Source organism: Nibrella viscosa, from assembly GCF_039541875.1.
Classification (GTDB): domain Bacteria; phylum Bacteroidota; class Bacteroidia; order Cytophagales; family Spirosomataceae; genus Nibrella; species Nibrella viscosa.
The window spans coordinates 721,436-742,612 of the sequence record NZ_BAABHB010000002.1 but is presented as its reverse complement, the minus strand read 5'-3'; the positions used below and the strand labels follow the sequence as shown (position 1 = coordinate 742,612).

Annotated in this window: 19 protein-coding genes; 12 read left to right on the top strand and 7 right to left on the bottom strand. The window is 54.2% G+C overall.

The genetic code is table 11. The features are described 5' to 3' along the window. The first annotated feature begins 147 nt into the window (after positions 1 to 147). Both ABD931_RS07625 and ABD931_RS07620 read left to right on the top strand, forming a co-directional pair. Positions 148 to 1,482, top strand: coding sequence for a UDP-glucose dehydrogenase family protein (locus tag ABD931_RS07625; RefSeq protein WP_345265591.1), 1,335 nt, complete (start codon positions 148 to 150; stop codon positions 1,480 to 1,482). After that, positions 1,479 to 2,459, top strand: coding sequence for a UDP-glucuronic acid decarboxylase family protein (locus ABD931_RS07620; protein WP_345265589.1), 981 nt, complete (start codon positions 1,479 to 1,481; stop codon positions 2,457 to 2,459). Before ABD931_RS07625 ends, ABD931_RS07620 begins: the two co-directional genes overlap by 4 nt. Before the next feature lie 214 nt (positions 2,460 to 2,673). Here the strand turns inward: ABD931_RS07620 and rfbC are convergent, their stop codons facing one another. Further along, positions 2,674 to 3,219 (bottom strand): dTDP-4-dehydrorhamnose 3,5-epimerase, encoded by a 546-nt coding sequence (rfbC, locus tag ABD931_RS07615; RefSeq protein ID WP_345265588.1) that lies wholly within the window; start codon positions 3,217 to 3,219, stop codon positions 2,674 to 2,676. Between the two features lie 113 nt (positions 3,220 to 3,332). Here rfbC and pyrF point away from each other — a divergent pair, with 113 nt between their 5' ends. Then, positions 3,333 to 4,157 (top strand): orotidine-5'-phosphate decarboxylase, encoded by an 825-nt coding sequence (gene pyrF, locus ABD931_RS07610; protein ID WP_345265586.1) that lies wholly within the window; start codon positions 3,333 to 3,335, stop codon positions 4,155 to 4,157. 198 nt (positions 4,158 to 4,355) lie between these two features. Then, on the top strand, positions 4,356 to 5,684 hold the full coding sequence (locus ABD931_RS07605; RefSeq protein ID WP_345265584.1) for a DUF2851 family protein: 1,329 nt from the start codon (positions 4,356 to 4,358) through the stop codon (positions 5,682 to 5,684). Here ABD931_RS07605 and ABD931_RS07600 read toward each other — a convergent pair. The 3 genes from ABD931_RS07600 to ABD931_RS07590 all read right to left on the bottom strand — a co-directional run bounded on the left by ABD931_RS07600 (position 5,666) and on the right by ABD931_RS07590 (position 9,958). After that, the gene (locus ABD931_RS07600) at positions 5,666 to 8,341 is read right to left on the bottom strand and encodes a PAS domain-containing sensor histidine kinase (RefSeq protein ID WP_345265581.1); all 2,676 of its coding nucleotides are present in this window, start codon (positions 8,339 to 8,341) and stop codon (positions 5,666 to 5,668) included. The genes ABD931_RS07605 and ABD931_RS07600 overlap by 19 nt on opposite strands. Positions 8,342 to 8,531: 190 nt before the next feature. Further along, positions 8,532 to 9,155 carry a hypothetical protein gene (locus ABD931_RS07595; protein WP_345265579.1) on the bottom strand — a complete coding sequence of 208 codons (624 nt, stop codon included), beginning with the start codon at positions 9,153 to 9,155 and terminating at the stop codon, positions 8,532 to 8,534. 125 nt (positions 9,156 to 9,280) lie between these two features. After that, entirely contained in the window at positions 9,281 to 9,958 is a 678-nt protein-coding gene (locus tag ABD931_RS07590; protein ID WP_345265577.1) for an outer membrane beta-barrel protein, read from the bottom strand. A gap of 167 nt (positions 9,959 to 10,125) precedes the next feature. Here ABD931_RS07590 and ABD931_RS07585 point away from each other — a divergent pair, with 167 nt between their 5' ends. Together ABD931_RS07585 and ABD931_RS07580 are read left to right on the top strand one after the other, a co-directional pair. Further along, on the top strand, positions 10,126 to 10,956 hold the full coding sequence (locus ABD931_RS07585) for an ion transporter (protein WP_345265575.1): 831 nt from the start codon (positions 10,126 to 10,128) through the stop codon (positions 10,954 to 10,956). Positions 10,957 to 10,992: 36 nt separating this feature from the next. Further along, positions 10,993 to 12,867: a DNA polymerase III subunit gamma/tau gene (locus ABD931_RS07580; protein ID WP_345265573.1), complete on the top strand. Its 1,875-nt coding sequence runs from the start codon at positions 10,993 to 10,995 to the stop codon at positions 12,865 to 12,867. Here the strand turns inward: ABD931_RS07580 and ABD931_RS07575 are convergent. Further along, a complete protein-coding gene (locus ABD931_RS07575; RefSeq protein WP_345265571.1) occupies positions 12,864 to 13,865 on the bottom strand; it encodes a phosphotriesterase family protein in 1,002 nt (333 codons plus the stop codon). The genes ABD931_RS07580 and ABD931_RS07575 overlap by 4 nt on opposite strands. A 7-nt stretch (positions 13,866 to 13,872) precedes the next feature. After that, positions 13,873 to 14,982, bottom strand: a complete 1,110-nt coding sequence (locus ABD931_RS07570) for a tetratricopeptide repeat protein (RefSeq protein ID WP_345265569.1) — start codon at positions 14,980 to 14,982, stop codon at positions 13,873 to 13,875. Positions 14,983 to 15,086: 104 nt separating this feature from the next. Between ABD931_RS07570 and ABD931_RS07565 the strand changes: the two genes are divergently transcribed. The 6 genes from ABD931_RS07565 to ABD931_RS07540 all read left to right on the top strand — a co-directional run bounded on the left by ABD931_RS07565 (position 15,087) and on the right by ABD931_RS07540 (position 19,881). After that, complete coding sequence (locus ABD931_RS07565) at positions 15,087 to 16,334, top strand: M16 family metallopeptidase (RefSeq protein WP_345265567.1); 1,248 nt, start codon at positions 15,087 to 15,089, stop codon at positions 16,332 to 16,334. Positions 16,335 to 16,340: 6 nt separating this feature from the next. Continuing rightward, complete coding sequence (locus ABD931_RS07560) at positions 16,341 to 16,685, top strand: nucleotidyltransferase domain-containing protein (protein WP_345265565.1); 345 nt, start codon at positions 16,341 to 16,343, stop codon at positions 16,683 to 16,685. After that, positions 16,682 to 17,071: a HEPN domain-containing protein gene (locus ABD931_RS07555; protein ID WP_345265563.1), complete on the top strand. Its 390-nt coding sequence runs from the start codon at positions 16,682 to 16,684 to the stop codon at positions 17,069 to 17,071. The genes ABD931_RS07560 and ABD931_RS07555 overlap by 4 nt, the downstream gene beginning before the upstream one ends. Positions 17,072 to 17,091: 20 nt before the next feature. Continuing rightward, positions 17,092 to 17,571 carry a 2-C-methyl-D-erythritol 2,4-cyclodiphosphate synthase gene (ispF, locus tag ABD931_RS07550; RefSeq protein WP_345265561.1) on the top strand — a complete coding sequence of 160 codons (480 nt, stop codon included), beginning with the start codon at positions 17,092 to 17,094 and terminating at the stop codon, positions 17,569 to 17,571. A gap of 111 nt (positions 17,572 to 17,682) precedes the next feature. Next, a complete protein-coding gene (locus ABD931_RS07545) occupies positions 17,683 to 18,768 on the top strand; it encodes an amidohydrolase family protein (protein ID WP_345265982.1) in 1,086 nt (361 codons plus the stop codon). 12 nt (positions 18,769 to 18,780) lie between these two features. Further along, the gene (locus ABD931_RS07540) at positions 18,781 to 19,881 is read left to right on the top strand and encodes a mandelate racemase/muconate lactonizing enzyme family protein (RefSeq protein ID WP_345265559.1); all 1,101 of its coding nucleotides are present in this window, start codon (positions 18,781 to 18,783) and stop codon (positions 19,879 to 19,881) included. 57 nt (positions 19,882 to 19,938) lie between these two features. On the opposite strand, the gene ABD931_RS07535 is transcribed toward ABD931_RS07540, so the two are convergent. After that, positions 19,939 to 20,928, bottom strand: a complete 990-nt coding sequence (locus ABD931_RS07535; RefSeq protein WP_345265557.1) for a bile acid:sodium symporter family protein — start codon at positions 20,926 to 20,928, stop codon at positions 19,939 to 19,941. Positions 20,929 to 21,177: the final 249 nt, after the last annotated feature.

Sequence of the window (21,177 nt, the reverse complement as noted above, 5' to 3'; positions counted from 1 at the left end):
TAAAACCATTAAATTAAATTCATTAGTTAGCGAACGGCCGGCAGGGCATGGCTTTTTGGAAAATCCTCTATTTTTGTGACCGAAGTTTACTTACTATTCAAATAGTACAATCGTAACCAAGTCAGGCATTATCTCAACCTGTTTTATATGAAATTAGCAGTAATTGGAACCGGCTATGTGGGTCTTGTAACGGGGACCTGCTTCGCCGAAACGGGCAATCAGGTCACCTGCGTCGACATTGATGAACGTAAAGTTGAAAAGCTGAACAACCGCATCATACCGATTTACGAACCGGGTATCGACATTCTTTTTAACCGCAACGTAGACGAGGGACGGCTCCGGTTTACCACCAATCTGGCCGACGGTATCAAAGACGCCGAGGTAATTTTCCTGGCCTTGCCCACTCCTCCGGGCGAGGATGGTTCAGCCGACCTGAAATACATTCTGAAGGTAGCCGATGATCTGGGGCCGCTGCTGGAGAACTATGTGGTGGTGGTTGATAAAAGCACTGTACCGGTCGGCACGGCCGAACGGGTTCGGGAACACATCAGCCGTAATACCGATCGGGAGTTCGACGTGGTATCAAACCCGGAGTTTCTGCGTGAAGGAGCGGCCGTCGACGATTTTATGAAGCCCGACCGTGTAGTTATCGGCACCCGCTCTGAACGGGCCAAAGCCATCATGAATAAGCTGTACGCTCCGCTGGTGCGACAGGGAAACCCGGTTATTTTTATGGATGAGCGCTCGGCCGAGATGACCAAGTATGCTGCCAACGCGTTTCTGGCCACCAAGATTACCTTCATGAATGAGATTGCCAATCTCTGCGAACTGGTCGGTGCCAACGTAGACGATATCCGCCGGGGTATCGGGACGGATAGCCGCATTGGGAAACGTTTCCTCTTTGCGGGTATCGGGTACGGGGGTAGCTGCTTTCCGAAAGACGTGCAGGCGCTGGCTAAAACGGCCAAAGACTTTCAGTATGATTTCAAAGTGCTGAAATCGGTCATGGCGGTTAATAATTACCAGAAAACCAAAATGATTCCGCTCATCAAAGAGCATTTTGGTGGCGATCTGCGCGGCAAGTGCTTTGCTGTTTGGGGACTGGCCTTTAAACCCTATACCGACGACATCCGGGAAGCGCCGGCGCTGGAAAATATCCGTATCCTGCTGGAAGAAGGGGCAAAAGTAACCGTATATGACCCTGAAGCGATGGATAATGTCCGTAATATATTCGGCAATTCCATTCATTATGCGCATACCCAGTACGCTGCCCTCGATGATGCCGATGCGCTGCTGATCATGACGGAGTGGCCGCTGTTTCGCACGCCCGATTTTGATAAAATGAATCTGCTGTTGAAGAATAAACTTATTTTTGACGGACGTAACGTCTACGAACTGGATCAGATGCGCGAAACAGGTTACACCTATTACAGTGTAGGTCGTGAAACCGTAAACGCCGTTGTCACCGCCCCTGCCTCATGAAACGAATCTTAATCACCGGCGGAGCCGGCTTTCTGGGCTCCCACCTCTGCGACCGCTTTATCAAAGAAGGCTACCATGTCATTGCGATGGATAACCTTATCACCGGCGACATCCGCAACATCGAACACCTGTTCCACCTGCCCAACTTTGAGTTCTATCACCACGATGTCTCTAAGTTCATCCATGTGCCCGGCGAACTGCACTACATCCTGCACTTTGCCTCTCCGGCCAGTCCCATCGACTACCTGAAGATCCCTATTCAGACCCTGAAGGTAGGCTCGCTGGGTATTCACAACTGCCTGGGGCTGGCCCGGGTCAAAGGCGCCCGCGTGCTGATTGCCTCCACCTCGGAAGTCTACGGCGACCCTACGGTTCACCCCCAGAACGAAGACTACTGGGGCAACGTCAACCCGGTAGGCCCGCGGGGCGTGTACGATGAGGCCAAGCGCTTCCAGGAAGCCATGACCATGGCCTACCACACCTACCACGGGCTGGAGACGCGCATCGTACGGATCTTCAACACCTATGGCCCCCGGATGCGGCTGAACGACGGCCGGGTGCTGCCGGCCTTTATCGGGCAGGCCTTACGGGGTGAAGACCTGACGATCTTCGGCGACGGCAGTCAAACGCGTTCATTCTGTTACGTCGATGATCTGGTGGAGGGCATATACCGGCTGCTGCTGAGCGACTACCCCTACCCGGTCAACATCGGCAACCCCTCGGAGATCACCATCAAAGAATTTGCCGAGGAGATCATCAAGCTAACAGGCACTACGCAACAGGTCATTTACAAGCCCCTGCCGCAGGATGATCCCAAACAGCGCCGGCCAGACATTAGCCGTGCGCAGGAGATTCTGGGCTGGGAGCCGCAGGTACCACGTACTGAAGGCCTACGGGTTACCTATGAATACTTTAAAAGCCTGCCGGAAGAAGAACTATACCGGGCGGCTTATCACCGGGAGTTCGTAAAGCAATAGACAAAATCTAAGCTGGTGTTTTCCGGTATTATTTAGTACCTTTGCCGGGTAAATGCCTTGAGCATTACACCTTTAGCTGTCTGATAAAAACCTGCGGGCCATGTCGTGCGCAGGTTTTTTTTGCTGACGGTCAGTTGGCTTTGTAGGGCACAAAAAACGGCTTTGGGAAAGCAGGCATACTACCTTCCCAAAGCCGTTTCTGCCGGTCCGACGGTCAAACAGGCATGTGCGGGTAAAGCACCCGCAACGATGGCAGCACCTGATCTTTTTCGGAGACAATAGGATTCTCGATTCCCCAGTCGATATTCAGGTCCGGGTCGTTCCAGATAATGCCGGACTCAGCGGCTTTGTTATACACGTTGGTGCATTTGTAGCTGAAGATGCTGTCTTCCAGGGCAACAAATCCATGCGCAAACCCCTCCGGAATATAAACTATGTTGTTAATCTTAGCATCCAGCAGGAAGGCTTCGTACTGCCCGAACGTAGGGGAATCTTCGCGCAGGTCGACGGCCACATCGAGCACCTGACCGGCAATAACCCGCACCAGTTTTCCCTGGGCAAACGGCTCCCGCTGAAAATGAAGCCCCCGCAATACCCCTTTAACGGAAAATGACTGATTGTCCTGCACAAACTCCACAGGTAGTCCGAGCGAGGAAAATAACGGTTTATTATATGATTCAAAGAAAGAACCACGTTCGTCTTCAAACACCCGCGGTATCAGTTCGATGAGTCCTTCCAATGACGTGTGACGGACTTGCATGCAGCGTTTTTACTTGAATAGCTATGGCGTAATCGGGGCAAATTTATGAAACCCTTAGGTTAGTTCTTATTTTTGGCCGGAAAACCTTTTTATAACCCCGGCCACCGTTGATAATGACCTACGAAGAACTCTATCGTCAGATTCGCCATAAACAATCGTACCTGTGCGTCGGTCTCGACACTGATATACGCAAAATTCCCGCCCACCTTCACGCTGAGCCCGATCCCGTCTTCGCCTTTAACCGCCAGATCATCGACGCCACCGCCGAGTTCGCCGTGGCCTACAAACCCAACATTGCCTTTTACGAAGCACAAGGGCCCCGCGGCTGGGAGAGCCTCCGGAAAACGCTGGCGTATATTCCTGAGACCTGCTTCACCATTGCCGACGCCAAGCGGGGCGACATCGGCAACACCTCCGACCTCTACGCCCGCACGTTTTTCGACCCTACGGCCGCCGGTCTTGATTTTGACTCCGTAACCGTAGCTCCATATATGGGTCACGACTCGGTCACTCCCTTTCTGACTTACGAGGGTAAATGGGTGATTTTGCTGGCGCTTACCTCTAATCCCGGCAGTGAGGACTTTCAGCTGCTAGCTACCGGCCCGCAGCCCTTGTTTGAACGGGTGATCCAGACCGCCCAAACCTGGGCCGACCATAACCAACTGATGTTTGTGGTTGGAGCCACGCAGGCCGGACAGATCGGGCGCATTCGGCAACTGGCACCCCGTCATTTTCTGCTGGTGCCGGGCGTTGGCGCGCAGGGCGGCTCACTGGCCGAGGTATCCCGGTATGGCCTCAACGACCACGGCGGCCTGCTGGTCAATGCCTCCCGCAGCATCCTGTACGCATCCGACGGCCGCGACTTCGCCCGGCGAGCTGCCGACGAAGCCCAGAAGCTCCAACGGGAGATGGCGGGGTTTTTGAGTTATGAGTTATGAGTTAAGATGGGGCCGCCTGGGGGTAATGCTTTAAAAAGCGCTCTGGTAGTAGTGACGCTCAGGTTGGAAAATAATTTTTTAGCGCAGTTACCGACCTACCCAATACGCGTCAAAACTCAGTATCTCCCACCAACGCAAAACCGCCGGGCCACCCTTAATTTAATTCTTAACTCTTAATTCTTAATTCATCACTCCCCAATGCCTGAGTCTTTTCTTTACTTCCTCTGGCAATACCAGTATTTTTCGGCGTTGGGGCTGACAACAACAACGGGAGAGCCGGTTCAGGTGCTGCATCCGGGTTTCCGGAATTCCAATGCCGGACCCGACTTTTTGAATGCCCGCCTGGTGGTTGGTGAGGTAGAATGGGTAGGAACGGTAGAAGCCCATACAAAAACCTCAGACTGGCTGGCCCACCGCCATCAGCATGACCGGGCTTACGATAATGTGATCCTTCACCTGGTTTGGGAAGATGACCGGCCGCAGCCGCAGCAAACGATTGTCCGCAGCGACGGCACCCCGATTCCAACGCTGGAATTGCGGCAGCGCACCGAGAGCAGCCTGCTCCGGCGTTACCTGCGTCTGGCCGACTCGCCCGAGCCCATCCCCTGCGCCGGACAGTTTCAGACGGTGCATCCGTTGCGCCGGACGGCCATGCTCGATAAAGCCCTTATGCAGCGGCTGGAGCGGAAAGCTGGGCAGGTGTACCAGATTTTTAACGCTACCGGGCAGGACTGGGAGGAAACCACCTACCGGCTGATGGCCATTACCTTCGGCTTTCGCGTCAACGCCGACCCCATGGAACAGCTTAGCCGGGCGGTTCCGCTCAAGGCCATTCAGAAACACCACAACGCCCTGATTCAGGTTGAAGCCATGCTGTTTGGTACGGCGGGTTTACTAACGAATCTGACCGACGAAGATGCTTACCCCCACGCACTACAGCGTGAATACCGGTTTTTATCGGCTAAATACAGCCTAAGCGAACGCGAACTCCCGGCTCATATCTGGAAGTGGTCGCGGTTGCGCCCGGCTAATTTTCCCACGTTACGCTTAGCCCAGGTAGCGGCCCTGCTTGCCCAGCACCGGAGTCTGTTTTCGGTCTGTATGGACACCACCAATGTTGATGACCTGCTGCGGGCCCTGCAAGTCAGCCCGTCGGCGTATTGGCAAACCCACTACCGGTTCGATAAATCGACGGATAAAGGAGCCCCAACGCTAGGTTCGGCCTCGGCGTCGACGATTCTGGTCAATACTGCCGTTCCGCTGCTGGCCGCGTATGCGCACCACCGGCATCAGCCCCACTACATTGACCGGGCGGTATCGCTGCTGGAGCAGTTGCCGGCCGAAAAAAACCACATTACGGCCATATGGTCCGGGCTTGGTCTGCCTATTGATTCAGCGTTTGATTCGCAGGCGAGTCTGGAGTTGTACAATGAGTTTTGTTTGCCCCGAAAATGCCTGACCTGCCAGATTGGTATGGCGCTGGTCGGGCCGGATGCTGCGGTAACGGCTCAGTCGGTGGGCAGATAAACGGTGAACGTAGACCCCTGACCGGGCGTGCTATCCGCCAGAATGACACCCCCGTGATTTTCAGCTACTTTTTTACATATTGCCAGGCCAATGCCGGTGCCGCTGTAGGAACTGCGACCGTTCAGGCGCTGAAACAATTGAAAAATGCGCTCCCGGTATTTAGTATCAAAGCCGATGCCATTATCAACCACCTGAACAGCCACGCAGTGCTTTTCATCTGGCCGGAGCGCTTCGGGCAGTTGCTCCGGCAAAGGCCGAAACGCCTGAATGTGCACCACTGGCTCCTGGCCCGGCCTCGAAAATTTCAGGGCGTTGGAAATCAGGTTTTGCAGCAACTGCCGGAGTTGCAGCGAATCACCCGGCACGTCTGGCAACATCCCCACGTCTATAGTCGCTTTCTTTTCCCGGATAATGGCATCCAGGTCACCAATTACCTCGGCGGTCAGACTGGCGAGTGATACGCGCCGGAAAGGAGCCTGGTAAGTTGATAACCGTGAATACGCCAGCAGATCCCGCACCAGCACCTGCATCCGTTCCGTAGCCGACTTCATCCGGTTCAGCAGGTCGATCCCGTTCTCATCGAGCATGGTCGCATACTGCCCGAGCAGAATATCGCCGAACGACTGAATTTTACGCAACGGCTCCTGTAGGTCATGGGAGGCTACATAGGCAAACTGTTCCAGGTAGTAGTTCGACTGCTGAAGTTTTTCGATCATCCGTTCCAGTTCTTTCTGGGCCTGCTTAATAGGCGAAATTTCCAGAAAAGACACCACCACCCCATCGCCCTGCCGGTAAGCGGAGATGGTAAACCAAAACTCCTGGGTCCCTACCGGATAATACTGTTCAAAAACCTGTGGGGAGCCCGTCTCCACCACTTGTTTGTAGCGGTCCAGAATGCCGGTTTCTCTCGTTTCGGGGAACAGCGCGGTCAGATGTTTTCCAAGTACGTCTTCCTGTTTCAGCTGGGTAAACTCCAGGAACGCTTTGTTGACCAGGCGGTAGCGGAAATTCTCGATGTCACCCGCTTCGTTCCGTACACTGTCGAGCAGGGAAAAACTGGTCATAGACGCGTCCAGTATATTAGCCAGCATCGTAGCCAGTTCCTGCTGCGTCACCTGTGCCTGTTTGGTTTCGGTAATGTCCAGCACCGTCAGGATAAAGCCGTCATCCTGTCGGACAGCGGTCACCTGAAACCAGCCCTCAATCCCATCATCGTTGTAGTAGGTTTCAAACGTTTGGGGAGTACCGGTTTCAACAACCTGAATGTACCGATCCATCAGCCCATAGTCTTTGTAATGCGGGTATATGGTACTCCAGACTTGCCCGATCATCTGCTCGGGGCTTTGCCGTAAGATCTGAACCGTTGATTTATTGACCGCCATCACCCGGAAATCGGTAATCTGCCCTTCCTGATTCCGGACGGCGCGTAGCTGAATAACACCCGCCGGGGCGCTGTCCAGCACACCCTGGAGCATGGCAGCCGTTTCAGCCAGTTGACGGCGTATCTGACGGGATACTGTGCTGTCGATGGAGTTTACCACAACTCCATCTTCCCAGGGCCGCACAGATACATCGTACCAGTGCACCTCATCTCCCCACTGGTAATGGGCTTCGAAGCGATAGGCCTGACCCGTGTCTATGGCGACTTTGTACGATGGCCAGTAACCAGCTTCAGCAATATAGGGACATAGCTCCAGAAACCGGCGTCCGACAAGCTGATCTGCCGGGTACCCAACCATCTGTTGATACGCATCATTGACAAGTGTGAGTTCCAGATCCACCACGTCGCCGGTAGCATTGCGCACCGATCGGGCCGCAAAAATGGCCGTAAACGACGAATTAAGCACCTGATCCAGCAACTGCATGTGTGCCCGGTGCTGGAGTTCCAGTTGTTTGGTCTGGTTAAGATCCGTGTAGTTAATCAGTACGCCGTCGTTCAGCCGGGTAATGGCAATATCGACCCAGTAGTCGAATTTGGTGTAATAATGTTCCCGACGGATAGCCACGCCGGTTTCACAAACTTTTTTGTACTCCGAAAACAGCCCCGACTGCTCTGTATCCGGGTATATCTGCCGCATGGTGTACCCTACGGCAAACGACACCAGATTACCTGCATTGGCAACGGCCGCTTTATTGATAAGCACCAGGCGGAAATCAACGATCTCGCCTGTGGTATCCCGGATAGCTTCGTAGGCCACCACGCCGTTGAGTGACGAGTCGAGGATATTACCTAGTAGGTCGGCCTGAATCTGAAGCTGCTGAGAAGCCCGGTGTACATCGCTGACATCTTCAAAGGTGACCAGAAAGCCGTCCAGCAGTTTGACTGCCGAAACCTCATACCAGCGGTCCTGTCTGGCCAGGTACTGCACCTGATGAAACTCCCCGCCGTTTTCTACCAGGTTGATATATTCCTGAAAAAGTGGCTCGTGCCCGTCGTTTGAATACCGCTCCAGAAACGTCTTGTTCAAAATATCACCGATGGGCTGCAGGATACTGTCGGCCCCGGCCTGATTACATAAAATAGCCCGAAAATCGATGATCTGACCGGCCTCTCCCCGAATTGCTTCGTACACGATCAGGCCGGAGCGGGTTGTGTGAACGATTTGCTCAAGTAAAGCCAGACGTTGGGCAGAAGACGGGGCGGATACGGCGCTCATAAGTAAAAATACGGACTACAGCTTCCTGCAGTCAGTCTACTTCGACAAGGTATTAAACCTTAGTTTAATAATCCAGAAAACCAGTGGCAAAGTTACCGAATGGTTCGCAGGAAAGCTCATGGCAAACAAAAACCCCGGTGCCCGGCAGCTTATGCCAAAAGCACTGGGGTATAAAGGCACCCGCAACGGTTTACCGGCCGCCGGTCAGTATCTTGTTGGTTACCTGCTGGTTAATGGTGATATAACCGGGATAGTCGACCTGTTTGTTACCCAGCGACAGCGTCGGCTTAATCTTGATTGTCAGTGTCGACGGGTTAGTATCAGGTGTGCCCGACAGATTACGGACAAAATTAATGAAGGCGTCGCGGGTGTTGGCATCGGTAATCAGTCGGTAGGCATTCGTCCGTAGCCGAACCGGTACAATGGTACGGCCGCCACGGGGTGCCACCTCGATCCGCTGGTTGAGCAGTCCATTTACCAACTCTACATCAGCCAGCAACACCCTATATTCTAACTGATTGATAGCCGCCAGACGGCTTGTCGGGTTCACGATCTCCAGGTTTATGTGCGCATCCAGCGGAACACTTCCGAGGAGAACGCCTGAGGCAATTCGCGGGTATTTGAGCGGATTAAATTCTTCAATCTTCCGAAACTCGCGAATGTTGTACCCCGCCAGGTAAACGCTATCGGCCGATACCAGGTCGAATTTACAATCTCCCAATGTCTTCGCTTCGGCGATCTGCCGGTTTACACTACAACGGCTCAGCAGCAGCGGAGTCGCCACCAGCATCAGTAAATAAGCTATTCGTTTCATTGTCAAACTCAGGTTTGTTAAGTCAACGGCAAGGCATGCCCGGCCGTTGCGTGTTTTATGTAAAACTTAGACAACAACCCGGCTGTTTGGTTTACTGACCGGCTGATATTTCAGAAAGTTTCGGATCAGAAGCCGAAGCCGGCGGTGATTTGCCAGAGGCTGGTGCGGGCCGAGAACCGTTCGTCGGTGGTGTTGGTTTTGAGCCCGTAAGCCGCCAGATCGGAGAAATTTCCCTCCCGGCGCAGATCCAGTTGCAACCCGAACAAACTCAGGCCCACCCCCGCCTGATAGCCGAAAACAGCCTGTTTATACGTATCGCCGACCGGCTGGTTGGTATATTGCCGGAAGGCCTCTTTCAGGGTCTGGTTATCGGAGATTTTCAGCGAGGCCATTGGGCCGGCGTTCACCCGTAGCGGCCCCAGTTTAAGACCCACCAGCAACGGAATATCGAACGTCGTCATTTTTACATCGATGCGCTGCGTAGCCATGCCCTGCCGCACTACATCGAACGATCCGCCTTTAGATGACACCAGCAGTTCAGGCTGGATGTACAGTGTCCGGCCCAGCCGCAGATAAGCTCCGCCGACCAGGCCGGTTATCTGCGCGTCGTTATTCTGAAAAAAATCATACACCACCTGCCCCGACGACATAACCGGCATGCCGTTGGCATCCAGCCGGGGCGTTTTTACCTCCAGCGTGTTGAGTTGCGAAAAATTGGCCCCTGCTTTCAGCCCGAAGGCGATTTTTTTCTGGGCCTGCGCCAAAGCAGGCAGCAAGAGTATACACAAAAGGAGACGCTTCATAAATAATGGGGTTAATCTGGTTGGCTGTAAAGTAACGGAAGACTACCCGAAAGCGGTCAGAATAATGTATGAACGGCCCTGAATTTTTCCGATCCGCGTATACACCTGCTTAAATACCGCTAATTTGTAGCTTTGTGTTCTCAACCTACCACCGACCGCCGTCTGTTATGTTGTTTTCGCTTCGCTCAACCTCCCCACGATACCGCATCTGGCGGCAGACGGTTTATCGCATTATAGAAAGCTCAACTGGTAAACGACGCGGCATGAGCCTGGTCTTCAACCTAACGCTGATTACCATTATCACGCTCAATGCTATTGCCATTATCCTACACACAGTTCCATCGATAAACCGGCAGCATGAGCGGCTTTTCCGCGATTTTGAGTTATTTTCGGTTATTTTCTTCACCGTTGAATACGTGCTCAGGCTGTGGGTCTGCGTAGAAAACGAAAACTATCACCACCCGGTCTGGGGCCGCATTAAATACATTTTTTCCGCTACCGGTATCATCGACTTTCTGGCCATTTTTCCCTTCTACTTCACGCTGTTTGCCACCGACCTGGCCGTAGTCCGGATTCTGCGCCTGTTCCGGATCTTCCGGCTGTTCCGGGTCACACGCTACTCACATGCGTTCAAGGTAATTCAGGATGTTTTAGTTGATAAGAAAGAGGAACTGATCCTGAGCGTCACCTTTGTTGTTTTCATGCTCATTATTGTGTCGAGCATTGTGTATTATGTAGAGCACCCAGCCCAGCCCGACATTTTTTCGAGCATTCCGGCTACCATGTGGTGGGGGGTCAATGCCATGACCACCGTCGGCTACGGCGATATGCATCCCATTACGCCGTTGGGCAAATTCCTGGGGGGTATGGCGGCTATCCTGGGGCTCTCCCTGTTTGCCTTGCCGACGGGTATTATCGCTTCCGGTTTCGCCGAACACATTCGTGCTCATAAAGCGCCTGTCAAACACCGCTGCCCGCATTGCGGGAAAGAGTTTTAGGGTTTGAAATCCGGGGTGGAGGTGCTAACTTGCAGCATGGAGAATTTTGTGGTGTCGGCCCGAAAGTACCGTCCGGCTACCTTTGATACGGTAGTAGGGCAGGGGCATATTACAACAACGCTGAAAAATGCCATTCGTACCAATCACCTGGCGCAGGCGTTCTTGTTTTGTGGTCCGCGAGGAGTTGGCAAAACGACGTGTGCGCGTATTCTGGCCAAAACCATCAACTGCCAGAACCTGACTGAGGATGTGGAGGCCTGCAACCAGTGCGAGTCCTGTGTCAGCTTTAACCAGAGTGCTTCATTTAATATTCACGAACTCGATGCGGCTTCCAATAACTCGGTCGAGGACATCCGGAACCTGATCGATCAGGTACGGTATCCGCCCCAGTCGGGCCGGTATAAGATATACATCATCGACGAGGTGCATATGCTCTCGCAGGCGGCTTTCAACGCCTTTCTGAAGACGCTGGAAGAACCCCCCTCCTACGCCATTTTTATTCTGGCTACCACCGAAAAGCATAAAATTTTGCCGACGATTCTGTCGCGCTGCCAGATCTTTGACTTCAACCGGATTCAGCCCAAGGATATTGCCGACCACCTGGACAGTATTGCCCGCAAGGAGGCCATCGGTGCCGAATACGAAGCGCTGGAACTGATTGCGCAGAAGGCCGACGGTGGTCTGCGCGATGCCCTGTCGATGTTCGACCTGAACGTTACGTTCTCGGCCGACCGCACCATTCGCTACAAGGAAGTGCTGGACAACCTGCACATCCTGGATTATGATTACTACTTCCGCCTGACCGACCTGCTGCTGGACGGCAACCTGCCCCAAACCCTGCTGACGCTGGACGAAATCCTGCGCAAAGGTTTCGACGGGCATCAGTTCGTAGTAGGCCTGAACCGCCACTTCCGCGACCTGCTGGTTTGCAGGGATGCCGCTACGGTGCAACTGCTGCAGGTTACCGAGAGTGTGCAGCGCAAGTATGTGGAGCAGGCGGCCCGCGCGCCCCTGTCGTTTCTGCTTTCCGGCCTCAGCATCGGCGGGCAGTGTGACCTGAACTACAAAGCCGCCAAAGACCAGCGCCTGCATACCGAACTGTGCCTGATGAAGCTGGCCAACCTGCGCCATGTTCTCAACTGGGAGACGATGCCCGAACTGCCCCTCAACGGCGAACACCCCGGCGAGGGTGTAAAAAAAAACGGCATACCAGCACCTAATGGACAGTCTACAGTAGGCAGTGAGCCGTTGCCGGCCGTTGGCAATGGCCAGGCCACTATTAGTAAGGCAATAGAGAGTCACCCCATTACGAGTGAGCCGGTCAACGGGTATCAACCATCTCCGAACGGGCATACGGCTGCCGCCAAACCTGTCACAAACGGAGCTACCACTCAAACGACGGCAACCGCTACGGCCATACCGCCTGTTCGCCCGGCCCTGCCCACCAGCAGTCGGCTGCGCTCTACCGTCAATCTTGCCCCCAATGGGACTGCTAACGGAAAAGCAGAGGCTCAGACAGCCACGCTGCCCCCCCCTAAACCCGATAAGCCGTTTATTTTTGAGCAGCTCAAAGCGGCCTGGGCTTCGTTTGCCAAACTCCGGCAGGCGCAGCACGATTCTATGAGCGAGCAGGTGATCCTGAACCGGGAGATAGTGCTCGACGGCACCACCATCCATATCGTGCTGGACAACCGCCTGCAGGCCGACCTGATGAACGAAATCAAACCGGACCTGCTGGGTTACCTGCGCGAGCATCTGCAAAACGGCAAGATTCAGGTGGAGCACCGCGTGGAAGTGCAGGACACCAAGAAGATGATCTACTCCCCCCAGGACAAATTCAACTACCTGGCCCAGAAGAACCCCGCCCTCTACGATCTCAGAAAGGCGCTGGGGCTGGAGGTGGATTATTAGAGTCCCAGAACCTTTCCCGGATTCTCCTCCAGCAACTGCTTCCAGTCTTTTCTGGTAAAACCCTGTTTGTTGAGGTTGGGCATCAAGCGTTTGAAGAGAACGGTGTAGTCGCGGCTGATGGGGCCGCCGTTGGGCTGGGCGGGATCGTACCAGCCGGCATCGTGGGAGAGCAGGGTCCGGTGCAGCAGATTATTCTCTTTCATGAGCAGCAGCGTCTCGGCGTATTTGTCGACGTTGCCGGTATCCAGTCCATCCAGACTCACCCAGGCACCCTCGCGAACGGCGCGGGCGTAGTGCACCATGTTCTGCCCCTGCGCGTGTACCCACACAAAAGCGCTGGGGCTCACGCCCTCCTGCTTCAGGATGTCAATCTGCTCAAAAGCGGGTACGTAGGGCCCGGTATGGGAGTAGATGGTCAGGCCGGTGCGTTTGTGGGTGCGGGCGGCCGCCGTAACCAGTTTGCGGTGCAACTCGGATAAGGGGCCGGGGTTGACGCTGATCTTCATAAAGCCGGGCCGGATGCCGGTGTTGTCGATGCCGTTTTCGTAGTCGGCTACCCAGCGGTCGGCGAGTTGGTCGGCGGTTTCAGTGAAGGCATGGGGCGGCAGGTACTTGTTGTCGACGGCTCCGTAATACCCCACGTTGGTAATGATCTGGATGCCGGAGCGCTCCGACAGTTCTCTGAGCAGCAGCGGGTCTTTTCCCAGGTAAGACGGCGTACACTCCACCAGCGTGCGGCACCCCAGTTGTTTCAGTTCCTGTAGGCAGGGCAGCATCCGGGTTACTACGGCAGCCCGATCCCAACGGTGCGGGCCTGTCTCGGTAGCGCCGATAAAGTCGACCAAGATGTGTTCGTGCATCAGGGTCAATCCCAACTGATTAACCCTGACCGAGCCACGCACGGTATGCACAACAGGGGCCGGCTTCAGGGCCGGCCAAAGCAGGCCGGCAGCGGTAGCTTTCAGAAAACTACGACGGGTATACGATACATGGGCCATAGGAGGCTTATCCTTTCGAAAACGCTTTGGCTTCCTGGTGAATCATTTTGTACTCGGCTATATCGGTCGCTTTTTTGTAGTACGTTTTGGCCTGGTTGCGGTCACCGGCGCGGGCGGCAATCCGGGCTAGCCCGGCATAAGCAAAGGCAAGGTATTCTCTCGTATTGGCAATATCAAACGGCATTCTGATGGCGGCCTGATAGCTTTCGGCGGCCGCCTTGTCGTTTTGGGCGTCTTTCTCCAGCACCAGTCCGTCAAATACTTTCACCGCCATCGGCAGGATTTTCAAGGGTAATTTTTTCAACTGGTCAATGTGCGGTTCGGCTTCGTTGTAGCGCCCGGCCAGCAGCAAAGCCTCGGTATGCCGCATCCGGTATATAGGGTTATTCGGGTATTTATCAATCAGCCATCTGGAAAACTGGATGGCCCGGTTAGGCTGGCTTTCGTGTTTCAGGTAAATAATAGTCAGGTAATACGACGCTTCGGCTCGGGTAAACAGGCCGCGTTTGACCGAAGCCTCCATCTGCCTTAGGCCCTGCTGCATATTGCCGTTCTGAAAAAACACCATAAATGGTTTCACAATCGGATGGTCTTCCGGGTAGCGTTCTACATAATAATTGTACAGCCCGGTGGTGAAATAAAACTCGCCGTTCCGCTCCATCAGTTTAAAGCCGTCGATCAGGTACCCATAGGCCTTTTTCGCTTCGCCGACACCCTTCAGGAACTCCTCATCGTAATGGTGTTTCAAGGCCAGATAGCCATGCGCCGTTAACGCAAAAAATACACCTTCGGGGTCTTTTTTGTCTTTATCCAGCAGCTTCTGGGCGAGTTCCAGACTTTGGGACAGATACTGCGTGTATTGCGTGGTAGCGGCACGGTTCTCTTTCAGCGGCAGGTACTGCCATTGCAACTGAATTGCTTTCAGCATGGGTGCTACCGGGTGTTGCGGGTAGCGACCACGCAGTTGCCGGATGAGCGGTTCGGCTTCATCGAACTGGTAGTTGTAAATATGGTCCAGGGCCGACACAATGGTCTGCTGGGCATCTTTATCCGTCAGGATTTGCCCCTGCGCCCAGGCGGGCACCCACAGCAGTATCCAGAGCCAGAATTTTTTCATGTGCCTTCGTGTTGGAAAAAGAGGTGGTTTGATAGTCTACAGGCCGCTCGTTACTTTTGCTAGCCAATCGCTGCCATGCGAAAACAATTGGAAATCAAAACGGAATGATTCATTACGAACACTTTGTGTTAGATAACGGCTTGCAGGTGTACGTCCACGAAGACGCCACCACGCCCATAGCCGCCGTAAATATACTGTATAACGTCGGTTCCCGCGACGAAGACCCTACTTGTACGGGGTTTGCGCACTTGTTTGAGCACCTGATGTTCGGGGGCTCCAAACACATTCCGGCCTACGACGAGCCGCTGCAAAAAGTGGGCGGTGAAAACAACGCCTTCACCAGCCCGGACATCACCAATTACTACATCACCCTGCCGGCGGCCAATCTGGAAACGGCCTTTTGGCTGGAATCGGACCGGATGCTCAGTCTGTCGTTTGACCCGCAGGTGCTGGAAGTACAGCAGAAAGTAGTGATTGAAGAGTTCAAACAGCGCTACCTCAATCAGCCTTACGGCGATGTCTGGCTGAAGCTCCGGCCGCTGGCGTACCAGGTTCACCCCTACCGGTGGGCCACCATCGGCAAAGACATCCGGCATATCGAGGAGGCCACGCTGGATTACGTGCGGGACTTTTTTTACAAATTCTATTTGCCCAACAACGCCATTCTGGTTGTGGCCGGCAATGTGACGGTCGAGCAGGTGAAGCAGCTGTGCAAAAAATGGTTTGAGCCGATACCCGCCGGTGCGCCTTACGTCCGCCAGCTGCCGCAGGAGCCAACGCAGACCGAAGCCCGCTTTCTGGAAACGAGCGCCGACGTACCGCTGAACGCCCTTTATAAAGTGTACCACATGCCGGGCCGGTTCGACCAGGGCTTTTACACCGCCGACCTGCTCAGCGATGTGCTCGGCCGGGGTAAATCATCGCGGCTTTACCAGCGGCTGCTGAAGCAGGAGCCGGTATTCAGCAACATCAATTCGCACATCACCTCCTCGCTCGATCCGGGTCTGTTGATTATTCAGGGTACGCTCAACCAGGGGGTAACGCTGGAAGAAGCCGACGCAGCCGTAGAATCCCTGCTGGAAGAGCTTATTCAGCAGCCGATCAGCGAGGATGAACTGAGCAAGGTTAAAAATCAGGCCGAAGCCACCCTGGCGTTTTCGGAAGTAGAGCTGCTGAACCGCGCCATGAACCTGGCCTTTGCCGCCAACGCCGGCAATGCCGATCTGGTGAATGAAGAAGCTGACAAGATTCAGGCCGTTTCGGTAGATGATATTCAGGCTATAGCCGGCCAGGTGCTGCAAAAAGCCAACTCCTCGACGATGTACTACCGCGCCGAAAACAACGGCCACTGACCCATTATGACCGAGCTACAGGCACTAACTCCGGAACAGCTCCGCTCGCTGACCCAGGAACTGAAACAGGCGCTGACTGACCTCTACGGTGAGCGCCTGGACAAGGTTATCCTGTACGGCTCGTATGCCCGTAGCGATTTTCACGATGAGTCGGATGTAGATGTGCTGGCGGTGTTACGAGTCGATAGCGTAAGGCCATCCGGTGAATTCCGAAAGTATGGCGATATAGTTTGGGCTATGTGGGAAAAATATGGCGTTTGGGTGTCTATAAGGCTAACCTCCGTCGCTAAGTTTACATCCTCCGACTTAATGCTGTACCAGAACATTCGCGCTCAAGGCAAAACTATATGAATCCTACAGTCATTTCGTTTATGCGAAAAGCTTATGAATGTCTGGATGAAGCCCGTATTTTACGGGATAATGACAAGCCAGCAGGAACTTGCACCCGCGCCTATTATGCCTACTCTGACGCCGTCCGTGCTTTGTTAGCGACAAAGGGGATTCATACGAAATTTCATTCGGGTGCCCATAATCTATTCGGTCTGCACTTTGTTAAGAGCGGCCTCTTCCACGCAAGCGATGGCAAAGCCCTGGTAGAGCTTTTTGAAATGCGGCAGGATAGTGATTATGAAGCTGATGAAATAGCTACCAATGATGATGCAGACCGGGCGCTTGACTTAGCAACTGAATTCCTGCTTCAAGCAGAAGCCTACCTTCGCCAGAATAACTTTGCTTAACTAAAATCGACTAAGATTCAGTGAAAATACGCGTAGGACAGGGATATGATGTCCATCAACTCGCCGAAGGCCGGGACTTCTGGCTCGGCGGCATAAAAATACCGCATACCCACGGCCCCCTTGGCCACTCCGATGCCGACATCGTTTGCCACGTTCTCTGCGATGCCCTGCTGGGAGCCGCCAACATGCGTAACATCGGCTACCACTTCTCCGACAAAGACCCGCGCTGGAAAGGCGTCGACAGCAAACTGCTACTGGCGGAGGTGATGAAAATGATTCGGGCGGCTGATTATCAGGTCTCCAACGTAGATGTGACGGTGGTGCTCCAGGAGCCGAAGCTGAATCCCCATATTCCGGCGATGAAAACCTGCCTTTCGGACGTGATGCAAATTCCGGAGGAGGATATTTCCATTAAAGCGACTACCTCGGAGCATATGGGCTTTGTGGGGCGCAAAGAAGGCATAGCCGCTCACTGTGTGGCGCTTATCTATAAAACATAATTTCGTAACTTGCTGGTTGCAGAACACCTGCCGAACTGACTCTAAATTTAACCCTGGACTATGCGTTTTCTTTCTCCGCTTACCACTGCGCTTTTATCCTGCATTACCGTCATGGCCCTGGCCCAGCCGCAGGCCAAACAGCCGGATGCCCCGCTGGGCTTTGAAGAATACGACCCGGTCTCGACCCTGAAAGTACCGGAGCACAAACTGACCCGTGCCAAGTACCCGTTCATTGATGTGCATAATCACCAGTACCAGATGGACCGGGGCGACCTCAACAAACTACTGGGCCAGATGGACAGCCTCAATATGGGCATTATGGTCAACCTGAGCGGACGCGGTTTTACCAACAACATGGCCGAAAGCACCGCCTTCTTCGACGGTGCCTTATCGAACATCAGCAAGACCAATCCCAGGCGGCTGGTGCTGTTCACCAATATCGACTTCTCCCGAATAGGCGAAACCGGCTGGACGGAACGGGCGGTTAAAACCCTGGAAGAAGACGTAAAGAAAGGCGCGAAAGGACTGAAGATCTACAAAAGTCTGGGCTTTAACGTAAAAGATGTAGACGGCAAGCGCGTTCGCGTCGATGACCCGCGTCTGGACCCCATCTGGGCTAAGTGTGGGCAACTGGGCGTTCCGGTCCTCATCCACACCGCCGACCCCAAATCATTCTGGGACCCGATGGACCGCTACAACGAACGCTGGCTGGAGCTGAAACTAAACCCCGGCCGCAAGCGGTCCGACAACAATCCCGTTGACTGGACAAGCCTGCTGGCCGAGCAGCATAACGTTTTCCGGAAGCACCCGAAAACCACATTTATCAACGCCCACATGGGCTGGTACCCCAACGACCTGGCCAAACTGGACAGCCTGATGCAGGCCTTCCCAAACATGGTGATTGAAATCGGAGCCGTCATTGCCGAACTGGGCCGTCAGCCCCGTGCCGGCCGCCGGTTCTTTGAAAAATACCAGGACCGGATCCTGTTCGGCAAGGATAGCTGGGTGCCTTCGGAGTATGCCACTTACTTCCGGGTACTGGAAACCGATGACGAATACTTTCCCTATCACAAAAAATACCATGCGTTCTGGCGCATGTACGGCATGGCCCTGCCGGACGAAGTCCTGAAAAAAGTGTACTACAAAAACGCGCTGCGCATCATTCCGGGTCTGGATAAGAGTCAGTTTCCGCAGTAAGGCTATTAAAACATGCGCATCACCCACATCGACCTGTACCGCTACGATATACCGCTGAAAGCCCCGATTACCATCTCGCTGGGCACCATCGAACACGCCCGGAATCTGTTGATTCAGGTACATACCGATCAGGGGCTGGTCGGCTGGGGCGAAGGCTCGCCGTTCTGGATGATTGTAGGCGAAACGCAGGCATCGGGGCTGGCGGCTGCGCAGGATATGGCCCGGCTGTTACTTGGCCGTAATCCGCTGGATATTGAAGGAGGCCTGGAAGCGCTGATTCGATACCTGCCCGGCCACCCGACTACCCGCAGCGCTTTCGACATGGCGCTGTATGACCTGGCCGCCAAAGCCGCCAATATGCCGCTGTACCATTACCTCGGTGGGGCAAAGCGTACGCTGGTGACCGACGAAACCATTTACATCAACCCGGTTGAGCGCATGGTGGAGGATGCCCTACGTATTAAAGAAAAAGGCGGAGAAGCCGTGAAGGTTAAGCTGGGTACCAACCGTCGGGACGACATCCGGCGGGTAGAAGCCATCCGGCAGGCTATTGGCGACGAGATACCCATCCGCACCGATGCCAACCAGGGCTGGGATACCGTTACGGCTACGGCTGTGCTGCAGGCCATCGGCAGCCTGAACGTCGAATACTGCGAACAACCCATCAAACACTGGGATATTACGGGCCTGAAACGGGTGCGGCAGCACTCACCGGTTCCGCTTATGGCCGACGAGTCTTTGTTCGATTCACGCGATGCTATCCGGCTGGTGCGGGAAGAAGCCGTAGATTATTTCAACATCAAACTCGCCAAGAGCGGAGGAATTTACGAAGCCCTGAAGATAAACGCCATTGCCGAGGCCGCCGGTATGGCATGCATGATCGGCTGCATGTCGGAGTCGCGGCTGGCGATTACGGCCAATGCGCATGTTGCCTCCGCCCGGACCAACATCAGCTTCTTCGACCTGGATGCGCCTTTTGAACATGCCGAAGATCCTGTGACCGGCGGTGCGCGGTACAACGGCTACCACGTTGAACTACCTGATAGCCCCGGTATCGGTGCCGAAGCAGACCCGGCATTCCTGCAAAAACTGGAGAAGATAACCATCCGGTGAAGCAATCACCATTAGGAAGCAAAAGCCCCGGCCATTGGAGTCGGGGCTTTTGCTTTTTTACACCCTGGCGGCCGGTGTCGGCGTGGGTTCGGCTACTTCTTTGGGCGGGCGCTGGCTCCAGAAGGTAGCCAGCAGCGAGCCGGTCATGTTCATGATCGGACCAAACAGGGCCGGTGCCAGTCCTACAGTAGCCACTTTACCCATTTGCAGCGCCAAACCGGAGGCTAGTCCGCCATTTTGCAGCCCCACCTCAATAGCCACCGTCCGGCTACTCTGCTCGTCGAGCCGCAGCAGCCGGGCGCTGGAGTAACCCAGCAGGAAACCGGTCAGGTTGTGGAGCAGCACGCATAGGGCCAGGGTCCAGCCTACCGTCAGCAGGCTCTCGCGACCGGCGGCCGTAATAATGCCAACGATGAGCACAATACCGCCCATCGAGAGTAGCGGCATCACCCGGTTGAGCACCACGGCCGATTTGTGGAAGATCCGATTAAGGATCAGGCCGACCACAACCGGCAGAATCACAATTTTCATAATGTCCAGCATCATGGCCCAGAAGCTCACGGCAATAAACTCCCCGGCCAGCAGCTTCATCAGCAGGGGCGTCATTACCGGGGCCAGCATGGTAGCCATTGAGGTAATGGTGATGGATAAGGCCACGTTTGCCTTCGCAATATAGCTCATCACGTTGGAGGCTAAGCCGCTGGGCGAGCAGCCGATCAGCACCACACCGGCCGCAATTTCGGGCGGAAAACCGAAACTCTCCGCCAGCAGATACCCCACAAACGGCATGATGGTAAACTGACAGATGAGCCCAATAATTACGGCGCGGGGCTGCTTTACTACACCCTCAAAATCTTTCACCGACATAGTGGTACCCATGCCCAGCATAATAATCTGGAGCAACGGAACAATCAGACCTTTAAGCTGAAAGCCGCCAATTTCGATAAACGGCTGGGGAAAGGTAAGCGCCAGAATGACTACGGCAAGAATCAGCGCCGTATAGACCAAATTGCTATACGACGACTTCGCACTGGTTTCAGATTTCATCAATGTACGGGTAAGGGTTCTGTATTTAGGAATCAGGAATACCGTAAAAATACGAGGAATACTGACTTTTACCCGCCTGATGACTTTTTTTCTCACGTCCCGGACGGGTACTGCTGCTGTCCCCTTCCTGATGCGTATAATATGTATCGTTAACCAACCCCCGAAAACACCTGAAACAGTCGGCAGTGCGGGGCAGAATTGAGTCTACGCTAAGAAACGCTTGCTGGAAAGCTGATTATTTAGGAAGTA